At 61.3% G+C, this 23,078-nt stretch carries 21 protein-coding genes; 12 read left to right on the top strand and 9 right to left on the bottom strand.

Annotation, left to right across the window (positions count from 1 at the left end):
* Nucleotides 1–19 precede the first annotated feature (19 nt).
* The 10 genes from D882_RS0111770 (at nucleotide 20) to D882_RS0111725 (ending at nucleotide 13,240) form a co-directional block, all read left to right on the top strand.
* Nucleotides 20–376 (top strand): hypothetical protein, encoded by a 357-nt coding sequence (locus tag D882_RS0111770; RefSeq protein ID WP_027923427.1) that lies wholly within the window; start codon nucleotides 20–22, stop codon nucleotides 374–376.
* A 287-nt stretch (nucleotides 377–663) separates the two neighbouring features.
* Nucleotides 664–1,623 carry a MoxR family ATPase gene (locus tag D882_RS0111765; RefSeq protein ID WP_027923426.1) on the top strand — a complete coding sequence of 320 codons (960 nt, stop codon included), beginning with the start codon at nucleotides 664–666 and terminating at the stop codon, nucleotides 1,621–1,623.
* A gap of 5 nt (nucleotides 1,624–1,628) precedes the next feature.
* Nucleotides 1,629–2,573 carry a DUF58 domain-containing protein gene (locus tag D882_RS0111760; RefSeq protein ID WP_027923425.1) on the top strand — a complete coding sequence of 315 codons (945 nt, stop codon included), beginning with the start codon at nucleotides 1,629–1,631 and terminating at the stop codon, nucleotides 2,571–2,573.
* Nucleotides 2,570–3,064, top strand: a complete 495-nt coding sequence (locus D882_RS0111755) for a DUF4381 domain-containing protein (protein WP_027923424.1) — start codon at nucleotides 2,570–2,572, stop codon at nucleotides 3,062–3,064. Before D882_RS0111760 ends, D882_RS0111755 begins: the two co-directional genes overlap by 4 nt.
* A complete protein-coding gene (locus D882_RS0111750) occupies nucleotides 3,057–4,136 on the top strand; it encodes a VWA domain-containing protein (RefSeq protein ID WP_027923423.1) in 1,080 nt (359 codons plus the stop codon). Before D882_RS0111755 ends, D882_RS0111750 begins: the two co-directional genes overlap by 8 nt.
* Nucleotides 4,133–5,872, top strand: coding sequence for a tetratricopeptide repeat protein (locus D882_RS0111745; protein WP_027923422.1), 1,740 nt, complete (start codon nucleotides 4,133–4,135; stop codon nucleotides 5,870–5,872). The genes D882_RS0111750 and D882_RS0111745 overlap by 4 nt, the downstream gene beginning before the upstream one ends.
* On the top strand, nucleotides 5,869–7,509 hold the full coding sequence (locus tag D882_RS0111740; protein ID WP_027923421.1) for a BatD family protein: 1,641 nt from the start codon (nucleotides 5,869–5,871) through the stop codon (nucleotides 7,507–7,509). The genes D882_RS0111745 and D882_RS0111740 overlap by 4 nt, the downstream gene beginning before the upstream one ends.
* 255 nt (nucleotides 7,510–7,764) lie before the next feature.
* Entirely contained in the window at nucleotides 7,765–9,009 is a 1,245-nt protein-coding gene (locus D882_RS0111735) for an exonuclease SbcCD subunit D C-terminal domain-containing protein (RefSeq protein WP_027923420.1), read from the top strand.
* On the top strand, nucleotides 9,006–12,647 hold the full coding sequence (locus tag D882_RS0111730; RefSeq protein ID WP_027923419.1) for an AAA family ATPase: 3,642 nt from the start codon (nucleotides 9,006–9,008) through the stop codon (nucleotides 12,645–12,647). The genes D882_RS0111735 and D882_RS0111730 overlap by 4 nt, the downstream gene beginning before the upstream one ends.
* Nucleotides 12,644–13,240 (top strand): glutathione S-transferase, encoded by a 597-nt coding sequence (locus D882_RS0111725; RefSeq protein WP_027923418.1) that lies wholly within the window; start codon nucleotides 12,644–12,646, stop codon nucleotides 13,238–13,240. The genes D882_RS0111730 and D882_RS0111725 overlap by 4 nt, the downstream gene beginning before the upstream one ends.
* A 74-nt stretch (nucleotides 13,241–13,314) precedes the next feature.
* Here the strand turns inward: D882_RS0111725 and D882_RS0111720 are convergent, their stop codons facing one another.
* The 9 genes from D882_RS0111720 to D882_RS0111680 form a co-directional block, all read right to left on the bottom strand.
* Nucleotides 13,315–13,572 (bottom strand): hypothetical protein, encoded by a 258-nt coding sequence (locus D882_RS0111720; protein WP_027923417.1) that lies wholly within the window; start codon nucleotides 13,570–13,572, stop codon nucleotides 13,315–13,317.
* The gene (locus D882_RS0111715; RefSeq protein ID WP_027923416.1) at nucleotides 13,569–13,781 is read right to left on the bottom strand and encodes a hypothetical protein; all 213 of its coding nucleotides are present in this window, start codon (nucleotides 13,779–13,781) and stop codon (nucleotides 13,569–13,571) included. The genes D882_RS0111720 and D882_RS0111715 overlap by 4 nt, the downstream gene beginning before the upstream one ends.
* Nucleotides 13,782–13,896: 115 nt before the next feature.
* A complete protein-coding gene (locus D882_RS1000000133155) occupies nucleotides 13,897–14,022 on the bottom strand; it encodes a hypothetical protein (RefSeq protein ID WP_256218381.1) in 126 nt (41 codons plus the stop codon).
* 210 nt (nucleotides 14,023–14,232) lie between these two features.
* A complete protein-coding gene (locus D882_RS0111705) occupies nucleotides 14,233–14,412 on the bottom strand; it encodes a hypothetical protein (protein ID WP_027923415.1) in 180 nt (59 codons plus the stop codon).
* A 156-nt stretch (nucleotides 14,413–14,568) separates the two neighbouring features.
* Nucleotides 14,569–15,744 carry a lactonase family protein gene (locus D882_RS0111700; protein ID WP_027923414.1) on the bottom strand — a complete coding sequence of 392 codons (1,176 nt, stop codon included), beginning with the start codon at nucleotides 15,742–15,744 and terminating at the stop codon, nucleotides 14,569–14,571.
* Complete coding sequence (locus D882_RS0111695; protein ID WP_027923413.1) at nucleotides 15,731–16,027, bottom strand: DUF5629 family protein; 297 nt, start codon at nucleotides 16,025–16,027, stop codon at nucleotides 15,731–15,733. Before D882_RS0111695 ends, D882_RS0111700 begins: the two co-directional genes overlap by 14 nt.
* A gap of 200 nt (nucleotides 16,028–16,227) precedes the next feature.
* Complete coding sequence (locus tag D882_RS0111690) at nucleotides 16,228–17,808, bottom strand: aldehyde dehydrogenase (NADP(+)) (RefSeq protein WP_027923412.1); 1,581 nt, start codon at nucleotides 17,806–17,808, stop codon at nucleotides 16,228–16,230.
* Between the two features lie 10 nt (nucleotides 17,809–17,818).
* Complete coding sequence (gene araD1, locus D882_RS0111685) at nucleotides 17,819–18,811, bottom strand: AraD1 family protein (protein ID WP_027923411.1); 993 nt, start codon at nucleotides 18,809–18,811, stop codon at nucleotides 17,819–17,821.
* 150 nt (nucleotides 18,812–18,961) lie between these two features.
* On the bottom strand, nucleotides 18,962–20,284 hold the full coding sequence (locus D882_RS0111680; RefSeq protein WP_027923410.1) for an MFS transporter: 1,323 nt from the start codon (nucleotides 20,282–20,284) through the stop codon (nucleotides 18,962–18,964).
* A 193-nt stretch (nucleotides 20,285–20,477) separates the two neighbouring features.
* Here D882_RS0111680 and D882_RS0111675 point away from each other — a divergent pair, with 193 nt between their 5' ends.
* Nucleotides 20,478–22,214: an IlvD/Edd family dehydratase gene (locus tag D882_RS0111675; protein WP_027923409.1), complete on the top strand. Its 1,737-nt coding sequence runs from the start codon at nucleotides 20,478–20,480 to the stop codon at nucleotides 22,212–22,214.
* Between the two features lie 121 nt (nucleotides 22,215–22,335).
* Nucleotides 22,336–23,055 carry a FadR/GntR family transcriptional regulator gene (locus D882_RS0111670; RefSeq protein ID WP_027923408.1) on the top strand — a complete coding sequence of 240 codons (720 nt, stop codon included), beginning with the start codon at nucleotides 22,336–22,338 and terminating at the stop codon, nucleotides 23,053–23,055.
* Nucleotides 23,056–23,078: the final 23 nt, after the last annotated feature.

Here is a 23,078-nt window from a genome sequence, read left to right as displayed (position 1 = left end):
GTCGAGCCAGGAATTTCCCATGCAAATGACCACCGCCCTCTTGATTGTGAACCCTTGCGATGACGAGGAAGACAACATGGCCATGCTCTGCTGCCACAGTGAGGAGGGCGACATGTTCCTGATGAGTCGCTACCCGGACGAGGACGAACTGGAAATCACCCTGGATGGCGAGCCTTCGACCCTGGATGGGGTGAAAGTCACCCTGAGTTCGAATCTGTTGAAGATCGAGATTGCGGCGGCGGATGCCGATGCATTGAACGGGAACGATGTGCTGGAGATCACTTTCAACCCGGATATGGTGGATATGGATGAGGTTGTAGAGACCCTGAAGAACATCCTCGACGGGACCGGGACCTTCATTAACGAAGTTTTATAGCGTCTGGATGGGTCTCATCGCTGGCAAGTCAGCGCCCACGGTGGTCGATGTGTTGCACAAATCGCATGCTCAACGCTGAAACCTGTGGGAGCTGGCTTGCCAGCGATGAGGCCAGAACTGCCACCTCAACGCTCCCCTGCTACAAAAATCCAACAATTTCGCCAACCATTTCCCGCACTTTGCACAAAATGCCGTTAGTCCCCGCCCCCCGCGATGGATTAAAGTAACGCCCCCAGCCCAAGCGTTATTCGAACGACTTCGGCCACCTTCTCCAGGAACAGTCATCGATGGAACATCGTGAAGCGCTGCTCGCGCTGCGAACCTTTCTTTCAACGCAGATTCTCGGCCAGGAAAAACTCATCGAGCGTTTGCTCATCGCGTTGCTTGCCGACGGCCACATGCTGGTCGAGGGCGCCCCGGGCCTGGCCAAGACCAAGGCCATCAAAGAACTTGCCGAAGGCATCGAAGCGCAGTTCCACCGCATCCAGTTCACCCCCGACCTGTTGCCTGCCGACATTACCGGTACCGAAATCTATCGCCCGGAAACCGGCAGCTTTGTCTTCCAGCAAGGTCCCATTTTCCACAACCTGGTGCTGGCGGACGAAATCAACCGTGCCCCGGCCAAGGTTCAATCGGCGCTGCTCGAAGCCATGGCCGAGCGTCAGGTCAGCGTCGGGCGCAGCACTTATGAACTGTCGCCGCTGTTTCTGGTAATGGCCACGCAAAACCCGATTGAGCAGGAAGGCACCTACCCGCTGCCCGAAGCGCAGCTCGACCGTTTCCTGATGCATGTGAAAATCGGTTTCCCGGACGCCGCGGTTGAACGCAAGATCCTCCAGCAAGCCCGTGGCGAAGCCCTGAACGGCGAAACCAAGCCGGAACGCCGGGTCAGCCAGCAGGCGATCTTCGCCGCACGCAAGGAAATCCTCGGTTTGTACATGGCCGACGCCGTGGAGGAATACCTGGTGCAACTGGTCATGGCCACGCGCAACCCGGGCAAGTTCGACCCGGAAATGGCCGACTGGATTGCCTACGGCGCCAGCCCTCGCGGTTCTATTGCCCTCGACCGCTGCGCCCGCGCGCATGCCTGGCTGGCCGGCCGCGACTTCGTCAGCCCGGAAGACATCCAGGCCGTGCTGTTTGACGTGCTGCGCCATCGCATCATTCTGTCCTTTGAAGCCGAAGCTGCTGGTATCGACCAGGACCGGGTGGTCCAGCGGATTCTCGACGTCGTAGCCGTCGCTTGACCCCGATGAACGCCCTACTGCCGCCCGAGCCGGGCATCCGTGTCAGCCTCGCCGAGCTGATCGACATGCGCCATCGCGTGCGGGAAGTGCAGTTGTTTTCCACGCCGAGCCAGCGCAGCCCGCTGATCGGCCTGCACCACTCGAAATTTCGCGGGCGCGGGGTGGACTTCGACCAGGTGCGGGTGTATCAGGCCGGCGACGATGTGCGCACCATCGACTGGCGCGTGACTGCGCGCACCCAGGAGCCCCACACCAAACTATTCCATGAAGAACGCGAACGGCCGATTTTCATCATGGTCGAGCAAAGTTGCCGGTTGTTTTTCGGTTCGGGCCTGATGTTCAAATCGGTGCTCGCCGCTCAGGCTGCCAGCCTGATTGGCTGGGCCGCGCTGGGTCATAACGACCGGGTGGGCGGGTTGGTGTTCGGTGACAACGAGCATTACGAAATCAAGCCGCGGCGCAGCAAACAGAGCCTCCTGCAATTGCTCAACCGGCTGGTTCGGGTCAATCAATCGCTGCACACCGAAACCGAGCAGAACCGCGACTCCCTCAACCTGGCCCTGCGTCGGGCGCGGGAAGTGTTGCGCCCCGGCAGCCTGGTGATCGTGATCTGCGACGAGCGCGCCTTGACCGAGGGTTCGGAGCAACAACTGAGCCTGCTGTCGCGCCATTGCGACCTGTTGCTGCTGCCCCTCTCCGATCCGCTGGATCACGCCCTGCCCGCCGCCGGTTTGCTGCGTTTCGCCGAACGCGGCGCGCAACTGGAACTCGACACCCTGAATTTCGACCTGCGCCAGACCTATCGCGCCCAGGCCGAAGCACGCATCGCCCGCTGGGAATTGCTCGCCCAGAAGCTGCGCGTGTTGCTGATGCCGTTGAGCACCCAGAGCGAGATGGTCGAACAACTGCGCGAATTTCTGAACCCACAGAAACCGGGGAAAGGTCGATGAGCAGCCTCGATCAACTGCAACCGCTGATTAGCCCGCCACCCATCGAATTCTGGCCGCCCGCGCCGGGCTGGTGGCTGTTGCTGTCAGTGCTGCCGCTGATCGGATTTGGTCTGTGGCGGATGCGCCACTTGGTCGTGCGCAAACGTCCCATCGTTCGCGCCGAACAACCGCTGGACCCGGTGCGTCTCGCCGCGCTGGCCGAACTGGCGCAAATGCCCAAGCCCTACGACGGCGCGCCGGCCGGTGCCTGGCTGCAGCAGCTCAATGGCTTGCTCAAACGCCTGTGCCGCAACCACTACCCCTACAGCCAGAGCCACACCCTCAACGGGCGCAAATGGCTGGCCTTTCTCGACAACCGCTGCCCGGCGGCCGGTCTGACCCGCTGGATGGTGCTGGTGGAAGGCGCCTACAAACCCGAATGCAAACTCGACGACAAGGCCATTGCCGGCCTGACCCAAGCCGTCGACACCTGGATTCGCAAACATGTTTGAGTTCGCCTGGCCGTGGATCTTTGCCTTGCTGCCCTTGCCGTGGCTGATGCGCGTCTTGCTGCCAGTGGCCGACAGCGGCGAGCCGGCCCTCAAAGTCAGCTTCCTCAATGACCTCGAAGGCCTGGCCCGCCGCCGCGCCCGGGCGAACCTGCCGGCCTGGCGTCAGCAGGCACCGTTCATGCTGCTGTGGCTGTTGCTGCTGATCGCCGCCGCACGTCCGCAATGGCTGGGTGAGCCGCTGCCGATTGCCGCCAGTGGCCGCGACTTGCTGGTGGCGGTGGACGTGTCCGGCTCGATGGATTTCCCCGACATGCAGTGGCAGGACGAGGACGTCAGCCGCTTGAGCCTGGTGCAGCATTTGCTCGGTGATTTCCTCGAAAGCCGCGATGGCGATCGGGTCGGCCTGATCCTGTTCGGCAGCCAGGCCTATCTGCAAGCGCCGCTGACCTTTGACCGACACACCGTGCGCGTGTGGCTCGACGAAGCGCGGATCGGCATCGCCGGCAAGAACACCGCCATCGGCGATGCCATCGGCCTGGCCCTTAAACGCCTGCGCCTGCGCCCGGCACAGAGCCGCGTGTTGATTCTAGTGACGGACGGCGCCAACAACGGCGGTGAAATCGACCCATTGACCGCCGCGCGACTGGCGGCCAGCGAAGGGGTAAAAATCTACCCCATCGGCATTGGCGCCAACCCGGAAGAAAGCGGCACGCTGGGCTTTTTGGGCGTGAACCCGAGCCTGGACCTCGATGAGCCGGCCCTGAAAGCCATCGCCGAAGCCACTGGCGGTCAGTACTTCCGCGCCCATGACGGCAACGAACTGCAGATTATCAAGGACACCCTCGACCAACTCGAGCCCGTAACGCAACAACCGACCCAGGCCCGCCCGGCGCAGGCGTTGTATCACTGGCCGCTGGCCATGGCGCTGCTGCTGAGCATGCTGTTAGTGGTGCGCGAGCGCTGGCCACACAACCCGTTGCAACGCCTGTTCACCAAGGATCTGTTCTTGCAATCGCCCCTGCCTGACTGGCGCCAGCGCCTCAAACGCCTGCGCCTGCGGAGACGCCGATGAGCGCGCTCTGGCCGTTCTGGTTCCGTCCGTGGTGGCTCTTGCTGTTGCCGGTACTCGGCTGGCTGCTGTGGCAACTCTGGCACCGGCAAAAGCGTGCCGGGCGCTGGCAGATGATTCTGCCGCCGGCCTTTCACGCCGCACTGCTCAGCGGCGGCAACGGACGCGACAGCAAACTGCCGTGGGTCGTGCTTGGCCTGGCCTGGGTGTTGACCGTGCTGGCGCTGCTCGGCCCGAGTTGGCAACGGGTCGAACAAAACAGTCAGAAGCCCGCCGACCCGCTGGTGGTGGTGCTTGAACTGACCCCGGAAATGCTCGCCACCGACGTGACACCGAACCGGTTGGAGCAGGCGCGGCGCAAGCTCCTTGATCTGCTTGAGGTGCGCAGCGACGCCCAGACGGCCATCGTCGTCTACGCCGGCAGCGCTCACACGTTGGTGCCGCTGTCGGATGACCTGTCGACCAGCCGCAACCTGCTGGATGCGCTGAAACCGTCGCTGATGCCCGAGGCCGGCCATCGCGCCGACCTCGCGGTGAGCAAGGCCCTTGCGTTGCTGAGCCAGGGCGCCCTGGGCGATGGCCGGATCCTGCTGATCGGTTCAACCCTGACCGAACAGGAACGCGAAGGCATCCATAAGGCTCTGGACGGTCACTCAACCGAATTCCTGATGCTGGGCATCGGCACCGCCGAGGGGGCGCCGGTGGCTCAGGAGGATGGCAGCTTCCTCAAGGACAGCGAGGGCGCCATTCTGGTGCCGCGCCTGGACAACTCAAGCCTTAAAGCTTTTGCCCATGATCTCGGCGGACGCTATCGCCAGGCGCAACTGGACGAGGCCGACCTGCGTGCGCTGGGCCTGCTGGATGGCCCGCGCATGCTACGCGATGACGGACAACTGTTGCGTCTCGATACCTGGGCCGACCAGGGTTACTGGCTGTTGCTGCCGCTGTTGCTGCTGGCGGCGTGTGCCGGGCGGCGCGGCTGGCTGTTCTGCCTGCCGTTGCTGTTGGCGCTGCCACAACCGAGTTATGCCTTCGACTTCGAAGACTTGTGGCTGCGCCCCGATCAACGGGGCCTGCACTTGCTCAGGCAAGACCATCCGGCCAGGGCTGCGCAGTATTTCCAGGACCCGCAATGGCAAGGCGTGGCGCTGTATGAAGCCGGCGACTACAGTGGCGCCGCCCAGCGGTTTGCCCAAGGCAGTGACGCCCACGCCCACTACAATCGAGGCAATGCCCTGGCCAAAAGCGGTGAGCTGGAAGCTGCGCTGGATGCGTACGAACAGGCGCTGGAATTGCAACCGGATCTGCGCCCGGCCCTGACCAACAAAGCGTTGGTGGAGAGTCTGCTCAAACAGAAAAACACCCCGCCGCCGGTAGAGCCCCAAACGCCTGACGACAACAAGGCACCGTCCGCCGCGCAAGAATCGCAGCCCGGCGCGGCCACGCAACCGACGAGCGAAGGTGAACCGCAGACCGGCGTCCAACAGACCACACCGGACGCCGAACAACAGGCCACCTCGCCACCGAAACCGGGCGCCAATGAAGTGCCGGGCAGCGAGTTGGGCGACGAGCAAAGCACCCGGCCGCCACCGCGCCCGACCAGCGACACGATCGAAGGCGAACAGCTTCAAGCACTGGAGCAATGGTTGCGCAAGATCCCGGATGATCCGGGTGAACTGCTCCGGCGCAAATTCTGGTACGAACAGCAACAACATCAGGATCAGGGAAAAACTCGATGACCCGCTTCACCCTCTTCATGCTCGCCCTGCTGTGCTGTGCCGTTCAGGCACAGGCAGAGGGGCTGGTTGCCAGCGTTGATCGCAGTCGCCTGAACTCCGGCGAGACGGTCGAGCTGACCCTTGAATCCAGCGACGTCACCCAGTTCGGCAAGCCGGACCTGAACCCGCTGGAGCCGCTGTTCGAAGTGCGCGGCACCCGACAGGTCAACCAGTTGAACACCCTCAGTGGCGACAACCGCGCGACCACGCGCTGGATCATTACCTTGCTGCCCAAGGAAAACGGCAGCGTGACCATTCCGCCGTTGCAACTGGGCGAGGCGCAGAGCCAGTCGATCACGCTGCAAGTGGTCGAGAGCGAAGACCAGAACACCGCGACCAAACTCGCCCCGGTGTTCATCGACGCCAGCCTCGACCAGAGCAGTGTGTACGTGCAGGCCCAGGCGATCCTGACTTTGCGCATCTACCATTCGGTGTCGCTGTACGACGACAGCAGCCTGACCCCGTTGCAGGTGCCCGATGCGCGCATCGAACCGCTGGGCGAGTCGCGTACCTACGAGAAAGTCATCAACGGTCTGCGCCATGGCGTGATCGAAATGCGCTACGCGATTTATCCGCAACACAGTGGCGAATTGGCGATTCCGGCGCAGATCTTCAGCGCCACACTGGTCGACACCCAGCCGGCGCAGGACGCCGCCGCCCAAGTGCCGAAATCCGGCAAGCTGATGCGCGTCAGCTCCACGCAAATGTTGCTGACGGTCAAGGCCAAACCGATCACCTACCCTGCCGATCTGCCCTGGTTGCCGGCCCGCAGCGTAACCCTGAGCGAAAGCTGGAATCCGGAACCGGACCACGCGCAGGTCGGCGACTCGCTGACCCGCAGCCTGATCCTCAAGGTTGAAGGCCTGGCCAGTTCGCAACTGCCACCGCTGCCGGCCACCGACGTCAACGGCTTGCGGCGCTACCCGGATCAACCGGTACTGGGCAACCAGAACAGCGAACGCGGCCTGATCGGCAGTCGTGAAGACCGTGAGGCCCTGGTGCCTGCGCGCAGCGGTGCCATCGAGTTGCCGGCGGTGGACGTGGTCTGGTGGAACACCTTCGAAGATCATCTGGAACGCAGCAGCCTGCCGGCGCGCACCCTGCAGGTCGCGAATAATCCGAGCATGCAGGTCGATACACCAACCGGGATGCCTCAGGTCGGTTCCGCCGCGGACAGCGAAACCCTGTGGCGCTGGAAACTCAGCACGCTGATCCTGGCCTGCACCACCCTGCTCGGCTTCGGCCTCTGGTGGCGAGCGCGCTGGCAACCGGCGATCCTGCGTGCCACGCAGACCGGCCCAAGCCCGCGCACCGTACTGGATGACCTCAAGCGCGCCTGCCTGGCGAACGATCCACACGCCACCCGCCAGGCGCTCGACGCCTGGGCGCGGCAACAACCGGAAACCCTGGCCGACATGGCCGCCCGCTTCGTGCCCTTGTCCGATGCGCTGGACGGCTTGAACGGTGCGCTCTACAGCGAAACCGGCCAGCACTGGCAAGGCGAAGAACTGTGGCGCGCGATCAAGGCCATCCCGATTGCCGAACGGATCCAGGACCCGGTGGGTGATAGCGGCCTGCCTCCCCTTTACCCCAAATAACCCTCTGAAGCAGCTGACGAGCAGCGCGAGGCTGCGTCCGGCTGCGAGGCAGTCGTAAATCCTGCTGACGCGGTCTATCTGAAATACCGCCTGTGCCGATTTTACGACTGCTGCGCAGCCGGACGCAGGCTTCGCCAGCTGCTACAGGGTTTTGGTGTCGCTGGCCACATCGGGGGTGTTTGCCAGTAAACTCCCTCCCCTTTAGCCGCCTTCATTCCCCACGCGGCCATCACCTTATTTGCAACGGAGTCCGCCTTGCGTCTGTTCCACACCTCCGACTGGCACCTTGGGCAGAATCTGCACGGCCAGGAACGCGATTTCGAGCACGCCTGTTTTCTCGAGTGGCTGTTGCGCCAGCTGAAGCTGGACCAGCCCGATGTGCTGCTGATCGCCGGCGACATCTTCGACACGGTCAACCCGCCGGTCAAAGCCCAGGAACGCCTCTACGATTTCATCGTCAGCGCCCACGAGCAGCAGCCGTTGCTGACCATCGTAATGATCGCCGGCAACCACGATTCCGGCTCACGAATCGAACTGCCCGCGCCCTTGATGCGACGTCTGCGCACCCATGCGCTCGGCCGCGTGTTGTGGCTGGATGACGGTCAACTGGATGCTGAACGCCTGTTGCTACCGTTACCGGATGCGCGCGGTGAGGTTGCCGCCTGGTGCCTGGCGCTGCCGTTCCTGCGCCCTGCCGAAGTCACCGGCGCGCAGCTGGGCGACAATTATCTGCGCGGGATTGGCCAGGTTCACGAATGGCTGATCGAAGCGGCCAACGCCAAGCGCACACCTGGCCAGGCATTGATCGCCATCAGCCACGCGCACATGGCCGGCGGTTCGGTGTCTGAAGATTCCGAGCGCAGCCTGATCATCGGTAACGCCGAGGCCTTGCCCGCCAGCCTGTTCGGCCCCAGCATCAGCTACGTCGCCCTTGGTCATTTGCACAAGCCGCAGAAGGTCAACGGCGAAGAGCGCATCCGCTATAGCGGCTCGCCGATTCCGCTGTCGTTCTCCGAGATCGGTTATCAGCATCAGATTCTCGACGTCACCCTCGACGGCGAAACCCTGGTCAGCGTCGAACCCAAACTGATACCACGGGCAGTGAACCTGCAACGCATCGGCCCGGCGCCGCTGGCAGAGATCCTCCTGCAACTGGCGGACCTGCCCAACATCGATTTGCTGGCCGACATCCAGCGCCAACCGTGGCTGGAAGTCCGGGTGCGACTCGACGAACCACAACCCGACCTGCGTCATCAGGTTGAAACCGCCCTGCAAGGCAAAGCCGTGCGTCTGGTGCGCATCGCCGCCGAATACGCCGGCAATGGCAGCCGCGATGGCGTCGACGACGGCACCACGCTGGTGGAACTGGACCAGCTCACACCTCAGGAATTGTTCAGTCGCGCCTGGCAGGACAGCTACGGCAGTGAGGTCGATGAGCAAACGCTGAAGGATTTTGCCGAGTTGCTGCAAGACGTGCAGATGGAGCGCGAACAACCATGAAGATCCTCGCGATCCGCCTGAAGAACCTCGCCTCCCTGGCCGGTCCGTTTGAGATCGACTTCACCGCCGAACCCTTGGCCAGCGCCGGTTTGTTCGCGATTACAGGGCCGACCGGTGCCGGTAAAAGCACCTTGCTCGATGCTTTGTGCCTGGCCCTGTTTGGCGCCGTGCCGCGTCTGAGCAATGCCCAGGTGTCCGCAAAAGCGCCGGACGCCGATGGCGAAATCAGCACCGGCGACCCGCGCACGCTGCTGCGTCGCGGCACCGGCGAAGGCTATGCCGAAGTGGATTTCGTCGGCATCGACGGTCGCCGCTACCGCGCGCGCTGGGAAGCCAATCGCGCCCGGGAAAAGGCTGGCGGCAAGTTGCAAGCCAGTCGCCAGAGCTTGCGCGACATCGATCAGGATCAACTGCTGGCGAGCCAGAAAGTCGAGTTCAAAACTCAGCTCGAATCCGTATTGGGCCTCAATTTCGAGCAGTTCACCCGCGCCGTGTTGCTCGCCCAGAGCGAGTTCAGTGCCTTTCTCAAGGCCAACGACAACGAACGCAGCGAACTGCTGGAAAAGCTCACCGACACCGCGTTGTACACCCGGCTCGGTCGCCGTGCGTTCGACAAGACCAAAGAGGCGCGTGAAGCGCACAAGCTGTTGCAAGACCAGGCCACCGGCGTGACGCCGCTGGCGCCCGAAGCCCGCGCCGAACTGGATGAACGCTTCAATGAAGCGCAGCAACAACTGAAGACACAGCAGGCGCAGCTCAAGCAGCTTGAGCTGCAACACACCTGGCTCAAAGACCTGCGCCAGTTGCAGGACGAACAACTGAGCGCCACGGAGCAATTGAGCGGCGCGCAGCAGCATTGGGAAAGTCAGGTCGGCGAACGCCTGAAACTGACGCGCCTGGAGCAATTGGCCCCGCAACGGCATCAATTCGCTCGCAAAACCGAACTCACCGCCCAGCTCACTCCGTTGGCCGAACAAATTCAGCACCACACGCAACAGCAACAGGAACTGACGCAGCGCCAGACGCAACTCGAGCAGAGCCTGAGCAGCGCCCACACTGCACTGACCGAAGCGCAACATCAGCACACCCACAGTGCGCCGTTGCTGCGCCAGGCCTTTGAAGCGCAAAGCACCCTCGCCCGTCTGGTCAAGGACACGAGCCTCAGCGCCGATCTCAAGCAGCAAACCGAGTTGGCCTGCACTCAGGGTCAGAACACGATTCAAGGTTTGCTGGACCAACAGAAACTCGTCGCCGAACGCCTGCAACGCATCGCCGGCGAGCTTGAACAAAGCGCCGCTCTGGCGCCGCTCAGCGAGGCGTGGAATGCCTATCGCGATCGCCTGCAACAGCTGATGTTGATCGGCAATCGGCTGAACAAGGGCCAGGCCGAAATGGCCGACCTTGAGCACAGCGCCACACGCGCAGCACAAGCATTCGCCGTGCAAAAGCAGCAGCTGGAAGTGCTCTACAAAGAGGCAGGCGCCGAGCCCGAGGCCGTGGCTGAACAGATCCAGTTACTCGGCAATCTGTTGCAGGACAACCGCAAGCAACTGCGAGCCTTCGAAGAGCTGACACGACTATGGACCCAGCAGCGGGAACTGGACAGCCGTGGCGCGGAGCTTCAACAACGCCAGTCGACCGCTCAGCAAGAACGGGATCGGCTGACCCAGGACGGGGTAAAAACCAGGAACGAACTGACGGTCGCCGAACAGACCCTGACCGTCACCCGCGAACTGCTGGAGCGTCAGCGTCTGGCCCGTAGCGCCAGCGTCGAAGAATTGCGTGAGCAGTTGCAGGACGATCAACCGTGCCCGGTTTGTGGCAGCCCCGACCATCCCTATCATCAGCCGGAAGCGCTGCTGCAAAGCCTCGGTCGTCATGATGAAAACGAGCAGGCCAACGCGCAGAAAGTCGTCGACCAACTGAAGGACAAGCTCACTGACTTGCGCGGCGAAGTCGGTGGCTTGATCGCTCAGCAAAAAGAGCTGTTACAGCAGCAAGAGCAGCTCGCCACCCAGCAACAAGCCCTGACGCCAAGCCTCGACGCTCATCCCTTGTCGGCACAATTGCTGGCGCAGGACATGAACAAACGCGATGCCTGGCTGACACAGCAAAACCATCAGTTGAACCAGAGCATCACCCAGGACGAACAGCGGCAAACCGCCCTGCTCACCTTGCAACAGGACGCCGCACGCCTTCAGCATCAACTGCGCAGCGCCGAAACCGCAAGCCAGCAAGCAGCGCAGCACTTGAGCACTCAGCAACGCGAGTTGAGCAGCGATCGCCAGCGTCTGGATGAAGAACTGACGGCGTTCAGCACCTTGCTCCCGAGCGAGACGCTGGAGGCTTTGCGCAACGAACCCGCCGCGACGTTCATGCAACTCGACCGGCAGATTGCTCAGCGCCTGGAGCAACTCGACCAGCAACGCGATGAACTCAGCGAACAGCTGCAACGCCAGCAGACGCTGGAGAAAGAACAGGACCGCCAGCAGACGCGCCTTCAGCAACTGGAAGTTGCCAAGCAGCAGTTCGATACCCTCGCCGAGCAACAGCAAGCCTGTCAGCAGACCCTGACGCAATTGTTGGGCGCACACGCCAGTGCCGAGCAATGGCAGCAGCAACTCGATCAAGCGGTCGAACAGGCACGCACCGCAGAATCGACCGCCAATCAGGAACTGCAAACCGTGCGCACGCGCCTGGTGCAATTGGCAGCCGAACTCAAGGCCCTGCAGGAACGCTCGTTGGCACTGGAAGCCGAAGACCGCGAGTTGAACAGCAAGATTGCTGATTGGCGCGCGCTGCATCCGGAGCTGGATGACGGTGGTCTGGAAGCGTTGCTGAGCGTCGACGACCAACAGGTCAGCGAACTGCGCCAGCAATTGCAGCACAGCGAAAAAGCCATCGAACAGGCCAAGGTTTTGTTGCAGGAGCGCGACAAGCGCCTGCTCAACCATCAAGCGCAGCACAACGGCAACCTCGACGCCGAACAACTGGCTAGCGCGCTTGCCGAACTGCAAAACCTGTTTGCCGCCAGCGAACACCGCTGCGCCGAGCTGCGCGCCGAACAGGCCGAAGATCAGCGTCGGCAAAACGCCAATCAGGCGCTGGCACAGCAGATTGCCGATGCCTACACCGAGTATCAGCGCTGGGCGCGTTTGAGTGCCCTGATCGGCTCGGCCACCGGCGACACCTTCCGCAAGATCGCCCAGGCCTACAACCTCGACCTGCTGGTGCATCACGCCAACGTGCAACTGCGCCAACTGGTGCGCCGTTATCGGTTGAAACGCGGCGGCAGCATGCTCGGATTGTTGGTGATGGACACCGAGATGGGCGATGAACTGCGCTCGGTGCATTCGTTGTCCGGCGGCGAGACGTTCCTGGTGTCGCTGGCGTTGGCCTTGGGCCTGGCGTCGATGGCCTCGAGCACGCTGAAAATCGAATCACTGTTCATCGACGAAGGCTTCGGCAGCCTCGATCCGGAATCCCTGCAACTGGCCATGGACGCGCTCGATGGCTTGCAGGCTCAGGGTCGTAAAGTCGCGGTGATTTCCCACGTGCAGGAAATGCATGAACGGATTCCGGTGCAGATTCAGGTTCATCGCCAGGGCAACGGCCTGAGTACGCTGGAGGTGAAATGAATACGCTGTATTCGTTCCGCCGCTGCCCGTACGCCATGCGTGCGCGCATGGCCCTGCGCTACTCAGGGGTCGCGGTTGATATCGTCGAGGTCAGCCTCAAGGCCAAACCCGCCGAGATGCTCGCCCTGTCGAGCAAAGGCACGGTGCCGGTGCTGAACGCTGATGGCCGGGTGATTGATGAAAGCCTGGCGATCATGCACTGGGCGTTGGCGCACAACGATCCGCAGGACTGGTTGCTCAAGGATGATCCCGCCGGGCAGGCGCAGATCGCCGCCCTGATCGAAACAAACGATCAAGTGTTCAAGGTGCATTTGAATCACTACAAGTACGCCGAACGTTATCCCGAGCAGCCGATGGAGGTTTATCGGGCGCAAGGTGAGGTGTTTTTGCGTCAGCTTGATGAAGGGTTGCAGGGGCGCGAATACTTGCTGGCAGCACATCCAAGCCTGGCGGATGTAGCGTTGATGCCGTTCGTTCGGCAGTTCGCCCACGTGGATCGCGAGTGGTTCGCGCAGACGCCTTATGCGCGGTTGCAGAACTGGTTGCAGCGGTTTCTGGAGTCGGACCTGTTTACCGGCGTGATGAAGAAGTAAGCACACCCCCGATCCCCGTAGTCGCTGGCGAAGCCTGCGTCCGGCTGCTACAAAGTGCGTGCCGGGCAGGCGATTCAGGCAAGCACTTCACACATCTGCAACACCGAGCAATCCACCTGGAATGGCCCGAAAAAATCGACCTGGCGCTTGATCGGTGGATTACCCGCCAACAGCCCCATCGCCTTCTGCGTTTCAATGTTGCGTGCAAGGTTGTGATTGGCTTCTATCGACCGGGCCACGGAACCGGCCGAGCCCTGCCCGATGCCCAGCAACGAAGCGCCGTTGGTCATGAACGCCAGAAAGGCGATTACCCAGAGTTTGCGCCCTTTCATGCCCCGACCACTCCCGCCAGTTCTGCGTGATCGACCACGACGTCTTGAGCGCGGTGTTCGAACTGGATAGCGGGATAAGCGACCTGAATCGGCGCGTCTACGGAGTGTTGCGATTGAGCCGAAAGGCTGACCACCAGCACCATTGCGACGTAAAGACCGATGGCCAGGTAGGCGCCGTGTTTGGCAGAAGTGAGGATTGAGCTGGCCATGGTGTTCTCCGTGGGCATGTTTCGATGCCCACAGAATCAATCAAAAATGCTGTGGTAACCACTCAGGGTTATCCATAGTGACCATCAGCTTCGTTGATCATTAAGCCAATCTATTTCAGTCGTTGATAAAACTCATCATGCGTTCGCGGGCCGCGTCCGGCTCGGACGAAACGGGCTGTGCGTCCGAAAGAATGGGGGTGGAATACAGAAATAGAAGAACCACTGCCAGACGCATCGCCATGCTGTCGATCCTTGTTATTAGAAAAGGAGTCAAAAACTCAGCGTCAAATCTAGACTCGTGGCCATGTGATATCAAGCCAGAAAATGATGGCAATGTGATGCTGTCGTAAACGCGTTATGCAGGAGCGACATCACTCAGGTTTCTCAAAGCGTTTCAGCTTGATCGACGCAAGTGACTTCGCTCCTGCATAAAAGGTGCAGGGCTGGAATTTCAGGCTTGGGTTTTGTGATCCAGAGCGGCGTAGAAGTTGGCGCTCTGTTGCAGGTATTTCTGGGTGTAGCTCTGAGCGTGGGATTTTTTCTCGTTGATTTCAACGTTGGCGCTGGCTGGCAGAGCAACGGTGGCGGAGATAGCTGAAGCGGCGATAACAGAGAAGAGATTGAAGTTCATGCCGGTATTCCTCGGATTCAGTTGGCTTGCTTGCCCGGTGGGGCCGTGAAGCAAACTTAACCTTCGAGGGTCCGCGTCTTGAAATGCTTTGTAGCATTAGCAGATATCAGCATCATTAATAGAAGGATGCAGGCCCCTAGTACCGGGGCCTGCGGCCTATTGACGCAGCATGAACTTGAGGTCGCTTGGCGCGTCCATCGGCAGCTTTTGCACGGTTTTACCCAGCAAACCGGTCTTGGCATCGCGTTCGACGACGACAATCTCGTTGCTCTTCTGATTGGCAATCAACAGGAATTGGCCACTGGGATCGAGGCTGAATTCGCGCGGATGGTCGCCATCCACGGAGCGTCGCTGCAATTCCTTGAGGTGGCCAGTCGCCGGGTCGATGGCAAACACCAGCAACTGATTGGCGGTGCCACGGTTGCTGACGTAGAGGAATTTGCCATCCGCGGAGGCATGCAGCGCCGCCGCGGCCTTATCAGACGTGGGCTGGCCCGCCGCGAGGTCAACCATCTGCGTTTGCTCCAGTGTGCCGTCCTTGTAATCGAACACGGCCACCTGAGCACTCATTTCCATGGTCAGCCAGGCATGCTTGCCATCGGCGCTGAACAACAGATGACGCGGCCCGCTGCCTGGCGGCAACTGGACTGACGCCGGTTTGGCCGGCGTCAATGGCAGGTCCGGGTTGGCCTTGGGGTCGAAGCGATAGACAAAGACCTTGTCAGCGCCCAGGTCATTGGAGAACACGTACCGACCGTCTGGCGAGGAAATCGTCGAGTGCACGTGAGCCGACATCTGCCGCTCGGGGTTGACCCGACTCGACAGATGGCTGCTCATCTGCACCACGGTGTTGAGTTTGCCATCGGTGCCCACCGGCAACACCGCAAGGGTGCCGCCCGGATCTTCCACCACCGAGTAGTTGCTGACGAACAGATGACGGCCATCGCCGCTCAGGCTCGAATGGGTCGGCTCGTTGCCCAGGCTCTGCACCTGATTGATCAGGCTCAGCGCATGGGTTTTGGGATCAATGGCATAACTGCTGACGCGCCCGACCGGATCTTTCTGCCCTGGGCCGTTTTCGTTGACCACGAACAGCCGATGCTGATCCTTGGACAGCGTCAACCAGGACGGATTTTCAGTCTTGATCACTTGCAGTGGCTTGGGGTTGATCTGCCCGGTCGAACTGTCGAAGTTCAGGCGATAAATGCCCTGGCTCTGCCCCGCCGTGTAGGAACCCACCAGCAACTGATAGTCCTCGGCCGAAGCGGCCTGAGTGCCCATCGCGCCGATACTGCCAGCCATCAACAGAGGCCAGATTTTACGCATCCTCATGCTCGTCATCCTCGTCGTCACCGCCGCCGAATGCTTTCGTACACACCAGACGATGCTCACCGGAACTGCCGGTGATCACCCAGCTTTGCAGGGTCGGGTCGAAGGTGGCTGCCTGAATCTGTGCCGGGGTGAACTCCCAATTCTTGGCCGCTCGGCCGTCCATGCATTCAATGTGCAAGTTGTCGTCTTCATCGAGGGAGAATTCGAAAGCATGCAACCCGTCGATTTCCACCATGTCGCAGTGTTCGAGGGTGTTAAGCAAGGTGTCGGCTACGGCAGTCATGGCAATCAATCTTTGAATGAGAAAGACGCAATGATAGCTCAATGTGCTCACGGCCCGATGCCGACCACAAAACTCACCAGCAACACAAAACAATGTTGGAGTGAGCCTGCTCGCGATGGAGGTCTTTCATTCAACATTGATGTTGGATGTTAGATTGCTATCGCGAGCAGGCTCACTCCTACAGGGATTGTGTTTAACCGTTAGAGGGCTTCTCGTGATGGCTGGCCATCCACCAGTCGCTGGATGCGCAGCGGATTGCCATTCTTCAACGCGTCCGGCAGCAGGCTGTCCGGGTAGTTCTGGAAGCACACCGGGCGCAGGAAGCGGTCAATCGCCAAGGTGCCCACTGACGTGCCGCGTGCATCAGACGTCGCTGGGTACGGTCCGCCGTGGACCATCGAATCGCAAACTTCCACACCGGTCGGATACCCGTTCAGCAGAATCCGCCCGACTTTTTGCTCCAGCAGCGCGGTCAGCTCGCCGAACTGTTCAAAGTCCGCCGGATCGCCAATGATCGTTGCCGTGAGCTGGCCATGCAGCCCGTTCAGTGCAGCGCTCAGTTGTGCCTGATCGGCCACTTCCACCACCACCGTGGTCGGACCGAACACCTCTTCCTGCAAGACTTCATCACCCTTGAGCAAAAGGCTGACGTCCGCCTTGAACAGTTGCGGCTGAGCCTGATTGCCCTGTTGCGCGTTGCCCGCCAGGTGCGCGATCCCCGGATGCGCGAGGAGTTTTTCCAGGCCTTTGCCGTAGCTGCTCAAGGTTCCGGCATTGAGCATGGTTTGCGCCGGCTGATCGTTGATCAACGACACGACCTGCTGCACGAATGCGCTGAACTGCGGGGAACGAATCCCGATCACCAACCCTGGATTGGTGCAGAACTGACCACAGCCCTGAACCACTGACGCCGTCAGGTCACGGGCGACTGTATCAGCGCGGCTGTGCAACGCCTGTGGCAACACGATCACCGGATTGATGCTCGACATTTCCGCGAACACCGGAATTGGCTGAGGGCGTGCAGCGGCCATGTCGCACAAGGCGCGCCCGCCCTTCAACGAGCCGGTAAAGCCGACGGCCTGAATTGCCGGGTGCTTGACCAGCGCTTCGCCGACCCCGCCACCGTAGATCATGTTAAACACACCGGCCGGCATGCCGGTTTTTTCCGCGGCACGCAGGATTGCGTCAGCCACCCATTCGGCCGTGGCCATGTGACCACCATGCGCCTTGAACACCACCGGGCAACCCGCCGCCAGGGCCGAGGCGGTATCGCCGCCCGCCGTCGAGAACGCCAACGGAAAGTTGCTGGCCCCGAACACGGCCACCGGGCCGAGCCCGATACGGTATTGGCGCAAGTCCGGACGTGGCAGTGGCGTGCGTTCGGGCAACGCTTTATCGATCCGTGCACCGTAAAAATCACCGCGACGCAGCACCTTGGCGAACAGGCGCATCTGGCCGCTGGTGCGACCGCGTTCGCCTTGAATACGGCCGGCAGGCAGCGCGGTTTCGCGGCAGACCACGGCAACGAATTCGTCACCCAGAGCGTCCAGTTCATCGGCAATTGCATCGAGGAATTGGGCGCGACGTTCCGCGCTCAAGCTACGATAGGCCGGGTAAGCCGTCGCGGCGGCCTTGGCGGAGGCGTCCACTTCTTGCGCAGTGGCCTGGTAGAAATCATGCGGCAACGCTTCGCCGGTGCTGGCATCGAGGCTCTGGAGTTTGAGCGAGCCGACAGCGCTGCGCTGGCCACCGATGTAGTTGTGTCCAAGGATCAGGGTCATGCATATCTCCTTAAAGGGTGCCGACGGTACCGGGTTCGAACGCTGCTGGCGCAGGCTCGATGCCGTTGATCAACGGTGCACCAAACTCGACCTGGCTGATTTCAAACACATCACCCGGCCGCGTACGAATACCGTCGGCGAACGACAGGGTCGCGGTGCCGAAGAAATGAATGTGCACGTCCCCCGGACGCAGGAACTGGCTGTACTTGAAATGGTGGTATTCGAGGTTTTCCAGGCTGTGGCACATGTTGGCTTCGCCGCTGAGAAACTCGTTCTGCCACAGCACTTCGCCGTCGCGCAGGATGCGGCTGGTGCCGGCCAGATGTTGGGGTAGTTCGCCCACCCGAAGCTCCGGCCCATAGCTGCAACTGCGCAATTTTGAGTGTGCCAGGTACAGGTAATTCTTACGTTCCATGACGTGATCGGAGAACTCGTTGCCGACCGCATAACCGAGGCGATAAGGCTTGCTGTCGTGACCGATCACGTAGAGGCCGCTGAGCTCGGGCTCTTCGCCGGCGTCTTCGGCGAACGGTGGCAGCGGGAACGGTTGGCCCGGCCGAACGACGATGCTGCCGTCGCCCTTGTAGAACCATTCCGGTTGTACGCCGGCCTGCCCTGCGTCCGGTTTACCGCCCTCCACGCCCCATTTGAAGATGCGCATGGTGTCAGTCATGGCCGCTTCGTCACCGGCCTGTTGATGCATTTTGTCCCGGGCCGAGGCGCTGCCCAAATGGGTCAGGCCGGTGCCGCTGACCAGCATGTGAGCCGGGTCCGGGTGGTCCAGCGGTGGCAGGATGCGCAGCGCGGCGAGCAGTTCGGCGTAGTTGTGGCTGATGCCCAGGCCCAGGGCGTTTACTTGCTCCTGCAGAGTTGTGCCGGCTTCAATGGCTGCCAGTGCCAGATCGCGAACGGTATGCGCGTTCTGCACTTCACGGACCAGACCGTCCTCGACGACACCGACGCGGCGCTCGCCATGACTTAATTCGAATTGAACCAAACGCATGATTTTCTCCTGTTTATTCGAAACACCACCGATCCCCGTAGGAGTGAGCCTGCTCGCGATGAGGCCATCACCTTCAACATTGATGGCGACTGATACACCGCTATCGCGAGCAGGCTCACGCCTACAGTTGATCGGCGTTAACCCTGAAACTCAGGTGCGGGTTGCACCACGCGCACTGGCCGCAAATTGATCCGCCGGCAGCACGTGCTTGCGCTCCAGCAACCGGTAAACCACGCCCGTCAGCACCAGCCCGAACACCATCACACCCGACAGGAAATACAGCCCCGACGCCAGGTTGCCGGTGTACTCCTTGAGCGCACCGATCACGAACGGACCGATGTAACCGCCCAGGTTGCCCACCGAGTTGATCAAGGCGATCCCGGCCGCCGCACTGGCCCCGGCAAAGAATCGACCCGGCAAAGTCCAGAACACTGCCGTGCAGGAAAACAGCGCAAACGCCACCAGACACAGCGCCGCCAGTTGCAACACCGGCACCGTCAGCCAGGCGCTGAGGAACAGGCCGATGGCACCCAGCACATACAGCACGGCCAGGTGACCGTAGCGGTCATTCAATCGGTCGGAGCTGCGCGGAATGATCAGCAAACCGACAATCCCGAAGATGTACGGCACTGCCGAGACGAAACCGGTGACGAGGTCGCTGCCGCCGAACTGTTTGATCAACGTCGGCAACCACAGACCCAAGCCATAAATGCTCAACGTCACTGGCAGATAAAACAGTGCCAGCAGCAACACGCGTTTGTCCTTGAGTGCGTGCAACGGGTTGCCGTGACGGGTCTGGCCGTATTGCTCAAGGTCCTTTTTCAACTCACCGGACAGCCAGTCTTTCTCGGCCTGGTCCATCCATTTCACTTGCTGTGGACCGTCAGGCAGGTAACGCAGCACCGGCCAGGTCAGCAGGATCGCCGGTGTACCGATGACGATGAACAACCACTGCCAGCCGTGTAAACCGAGGGTGCCGTCCATGCCGAGCAAACCGCCGGACACCGGGCCGGTGACCATCATCGCGATAGGCTGGGACAGGATGAACAGACCGAGGATCTTGCCGCGATGGCGAATCGGGAACCACTGCGTGATGTAGTACAGAACACCGGGGAAGAACCCGGCTTCCGCCGCACCGAGCAGAAAGCGCATCACGTAGAAACTCTGCGGTCCCTGAACGAACGCCATGCCGATGGTGATCGCGCCCCAGGTGATCATGATCCGCGCAAACCAGCGTCGTGCGCCAAAGCGATCGAGCATCAGGTTGCTGGGGATTTCAAACAGGAAATAACCAATGAAGAACAGCCCGGCACCCAAGCCGTAAGCGGCGTCGCCGAGGCCGATGTCGGCGCCCATGTGCAGCTTGGCGAAGCCTACGGCGGAGCGATCCACATAGGCGATCAGGTACAGCAGGATCAGGAAGGGAATCAGTTTCAGCGTGATGCGACGGATAAGCCGCAGTTCCTGGCTCATGAGATCGGTCTCCGATTGTTGTTGTTATAGAACCTCGGGGGCCGCCTCTCGCCGAAAACAACCAGGGCCAACCCTCCGTTGAAATCGACTATATAGTAATACTTATTACCCAACAACACTTCCAAACCTGTGAATTTGAGCTTATGTTACGCCGTAGTCGCAACAATATAGTCATACAATAAGAGAATCGATCATGTCTGATAAGAAACCCACCCTGCGCTCCGCCCAATGGTTTGGCACCGCCGACAAGAACGGCTTCATGTACCGCAGCTGGATGAAGAATCAGGGCATCGCCGACCACCAGTTCCAGGGCAAACCAATCATCGGCATCTGCAATACCTGGTCGGAATTAACCCCGTGCAACGCGCACTTCCGCCAGATCGCGGAGCACGTCAAACGCGGGGTGATCGAGGCCGGTGGCTGGCCGGTTGAATTCCCGGTGTTCTCCAACGGCGAATCCAATCTGCGCCCGACTGCCATGTTTACCCGCAACCTGACGAGCATGGACGTCGAAGAAGCCATTCGCGGCAACCCGATTGATGGCGTGGTATTGCTGACCGGTTGTGACAAAACCACCCCGGCGCTGCTGATGGGCGCGGCCAGTTGCGACGTGCCGGCGATCGTCGTCACCGGCGGTCCGATGCTCAACGGCAAGCACAAGGGCAAGGACATCGGTTCGGGCACGGTGGTCTGGCAGCTCAGCGAACAAGTGAAAGCCGGCACCATCACCCTCGACGACTTCCTCGCAGCCGAGGGTGGCATGTCCCGTTCGGCGGGCACTTGCAACACCATGGGCACGGCATCGACCATGGCCTGCATGGCCGAAGCACTGGGCACTTCCCTGCCCCACAACGCGGCGATTCCGGCGGTTGATTCACGCCGCTATGTCCTCGCGCACATGTCCGGCATGCGTGCGGTGGAGATGGTTCGAGAAGACTTGAAGCTGTCGAAAATCCTCACGAAAGAAGCCTTCGAAAACGCCATTCGTGTCAACGCCGCCATTGGCGGTTCGACCAACGCCGTAATCCATTTGAAAGCCATCGCCGGCCGCATCGGCGTGGACCTGGAGCTGGACGACTGGACCCGTATCGGTCGCGGCATGCCGACCATCGTCGACCTGCAACCGTCCGGGCGCTTCCTGATGGAAGAGTTCTACTACGCCGGCGGCCTGCCCGCCGTGCTGCGCCGTCTCGGTGAGGCCAACCTGATCCCGCATCCGAATGCATTGACTGTCAACGGCAAGACCCTCGGCGAGAACACCAAAGACGCGCCGATCTACGGCGAGGACGAAGTGATCCGCACCCTCGACAACCCGATCCGTGCCGACGGCGGCATCTGCGTGTTGCGCGGCAACCTGGCGCCACTCGGTGCGGTGCTCAAGCCGTCCGCGGCCACGGCAGAACTGATGCAGCATCGCGGGCGCGCGGTGGTGTTCGAGAACTTCGACATGTATAAGGCGCGAATCAACGATCCGGAACTGGACGTCGACGCCAACTCGATCCTGGTAATGAAGAACTGCGGGCCGAAGGGTTACCCGGGCATGGCTGAAGTCGGCAACATGGGTTTGCCAGCCAAGTTGCTCGCCCAAGGCGTGACCGACATGGTGCGCATTTCCGATGCGCGCATGAGTGGCACCGCCTACGGCACCGTGGTGTTGCACGTTGCACCGGAGGCGGCGGCAGGTGGGCCATTGGCGGCAGTGAAAGAAGGTGACTGGATTGAGCTGGACTGTGGCAGCGGCCGTTTGCACCTGGATATTCCGGATGCTGAACTGGCCGCGCGGATGGCGGACTTGCAGCCACCGCAACAGATGATCCTGGGCGGCTATCGTCAGCTGTACATCGACCATGTGCTGCAGGCGGATCAGGGTTGCGACTTCGACTTCCTGGTCGGCTGCCGCGGCGCCGAAGTGCCGCGCCACTCTCACTAACTCACTGTCCCCCTGTGGGAGCGAGCAGGCTCGCTCCCACAATTGCTTTGCACCTGCCTCAAGATCCCGTCGTGCCTGTTATCATGCAGCCCCCCCTTCGCACAGGACCGCGCCGTTCCCCATGGATTACCGCAAACCCTCCGACCGCAAAAGCATGCACTCGCGCATTGTCCAGGAACTGGGCATGCAGATCGTTTCCGGGCGCTTCAAGCCAGACGACAAACTACCCGCCGAAGCCCTGTTGTGTGAGGAGTATGCGGTCAGCCGCCCGGTGCTGCGCGAGGCCACCCGAGTGTTGGTTGCCAAAGGCCTGGTGTATTCCCGTCCGCGAGTGGGTACGGTGGTCAAGCAGCGCAAGGAGTGGCACATGCTCGACCCGGACGTTTTGCATTGGTTGATGCAAAGCAGCCCGCAGAATCAGTTTTTCGATTTGCTCACCAGTGTGCGCAGCATCATCGAACCCGCCGCCGCTGCACTCGCCGCGCAGTTCGCCACGGAGGCAGACATCGCGTCCATCGGCGAAGCCTACCAGCGCATGGAAGCGGCGCCGACCCCGGAAGCGTTGCTGCAACCGGACCTGGACTTCCACAGCCGCATCGCCGATGCAACCCACAACGACTTGCTGGCCAACCTGTGCAACATGCTGTCGGTGGCGATTGCCGAAGCCTTGAAGCATTCCAACCAGCGGCCGAACCTGCATGAACTGGCGCTGCCCCGGCACAAGGCGATTCTCACCGCCATCGAAAACCGCGATGCCCTCGGCGCACGGCATGCGACGCTGGTGCAGCTGGACGATGCGCGCAGTGCGTTGAATGTGGTGTTGGGTAGCGATCCTTCCTGAAAAAACACATCCCCTGTAGGAGC

It is taken from the genome of Pseudomonas sp. URMO17WK12:I12 (assembly GCF_000514395.1).
Taxonomy (GTDB): Bacteria; Pseudomonadota; Gammaproteobacteria; order Pseudomonadales; family Pseudomonadaceae; genus Aquipseudomonas; species Aquipseudomonas mucoides.
The sequence above is the reverse complement of the archived record's forward strand: the minus strand, read 5'-3'. Positions and strand labels throughout refer to the sequence as shown.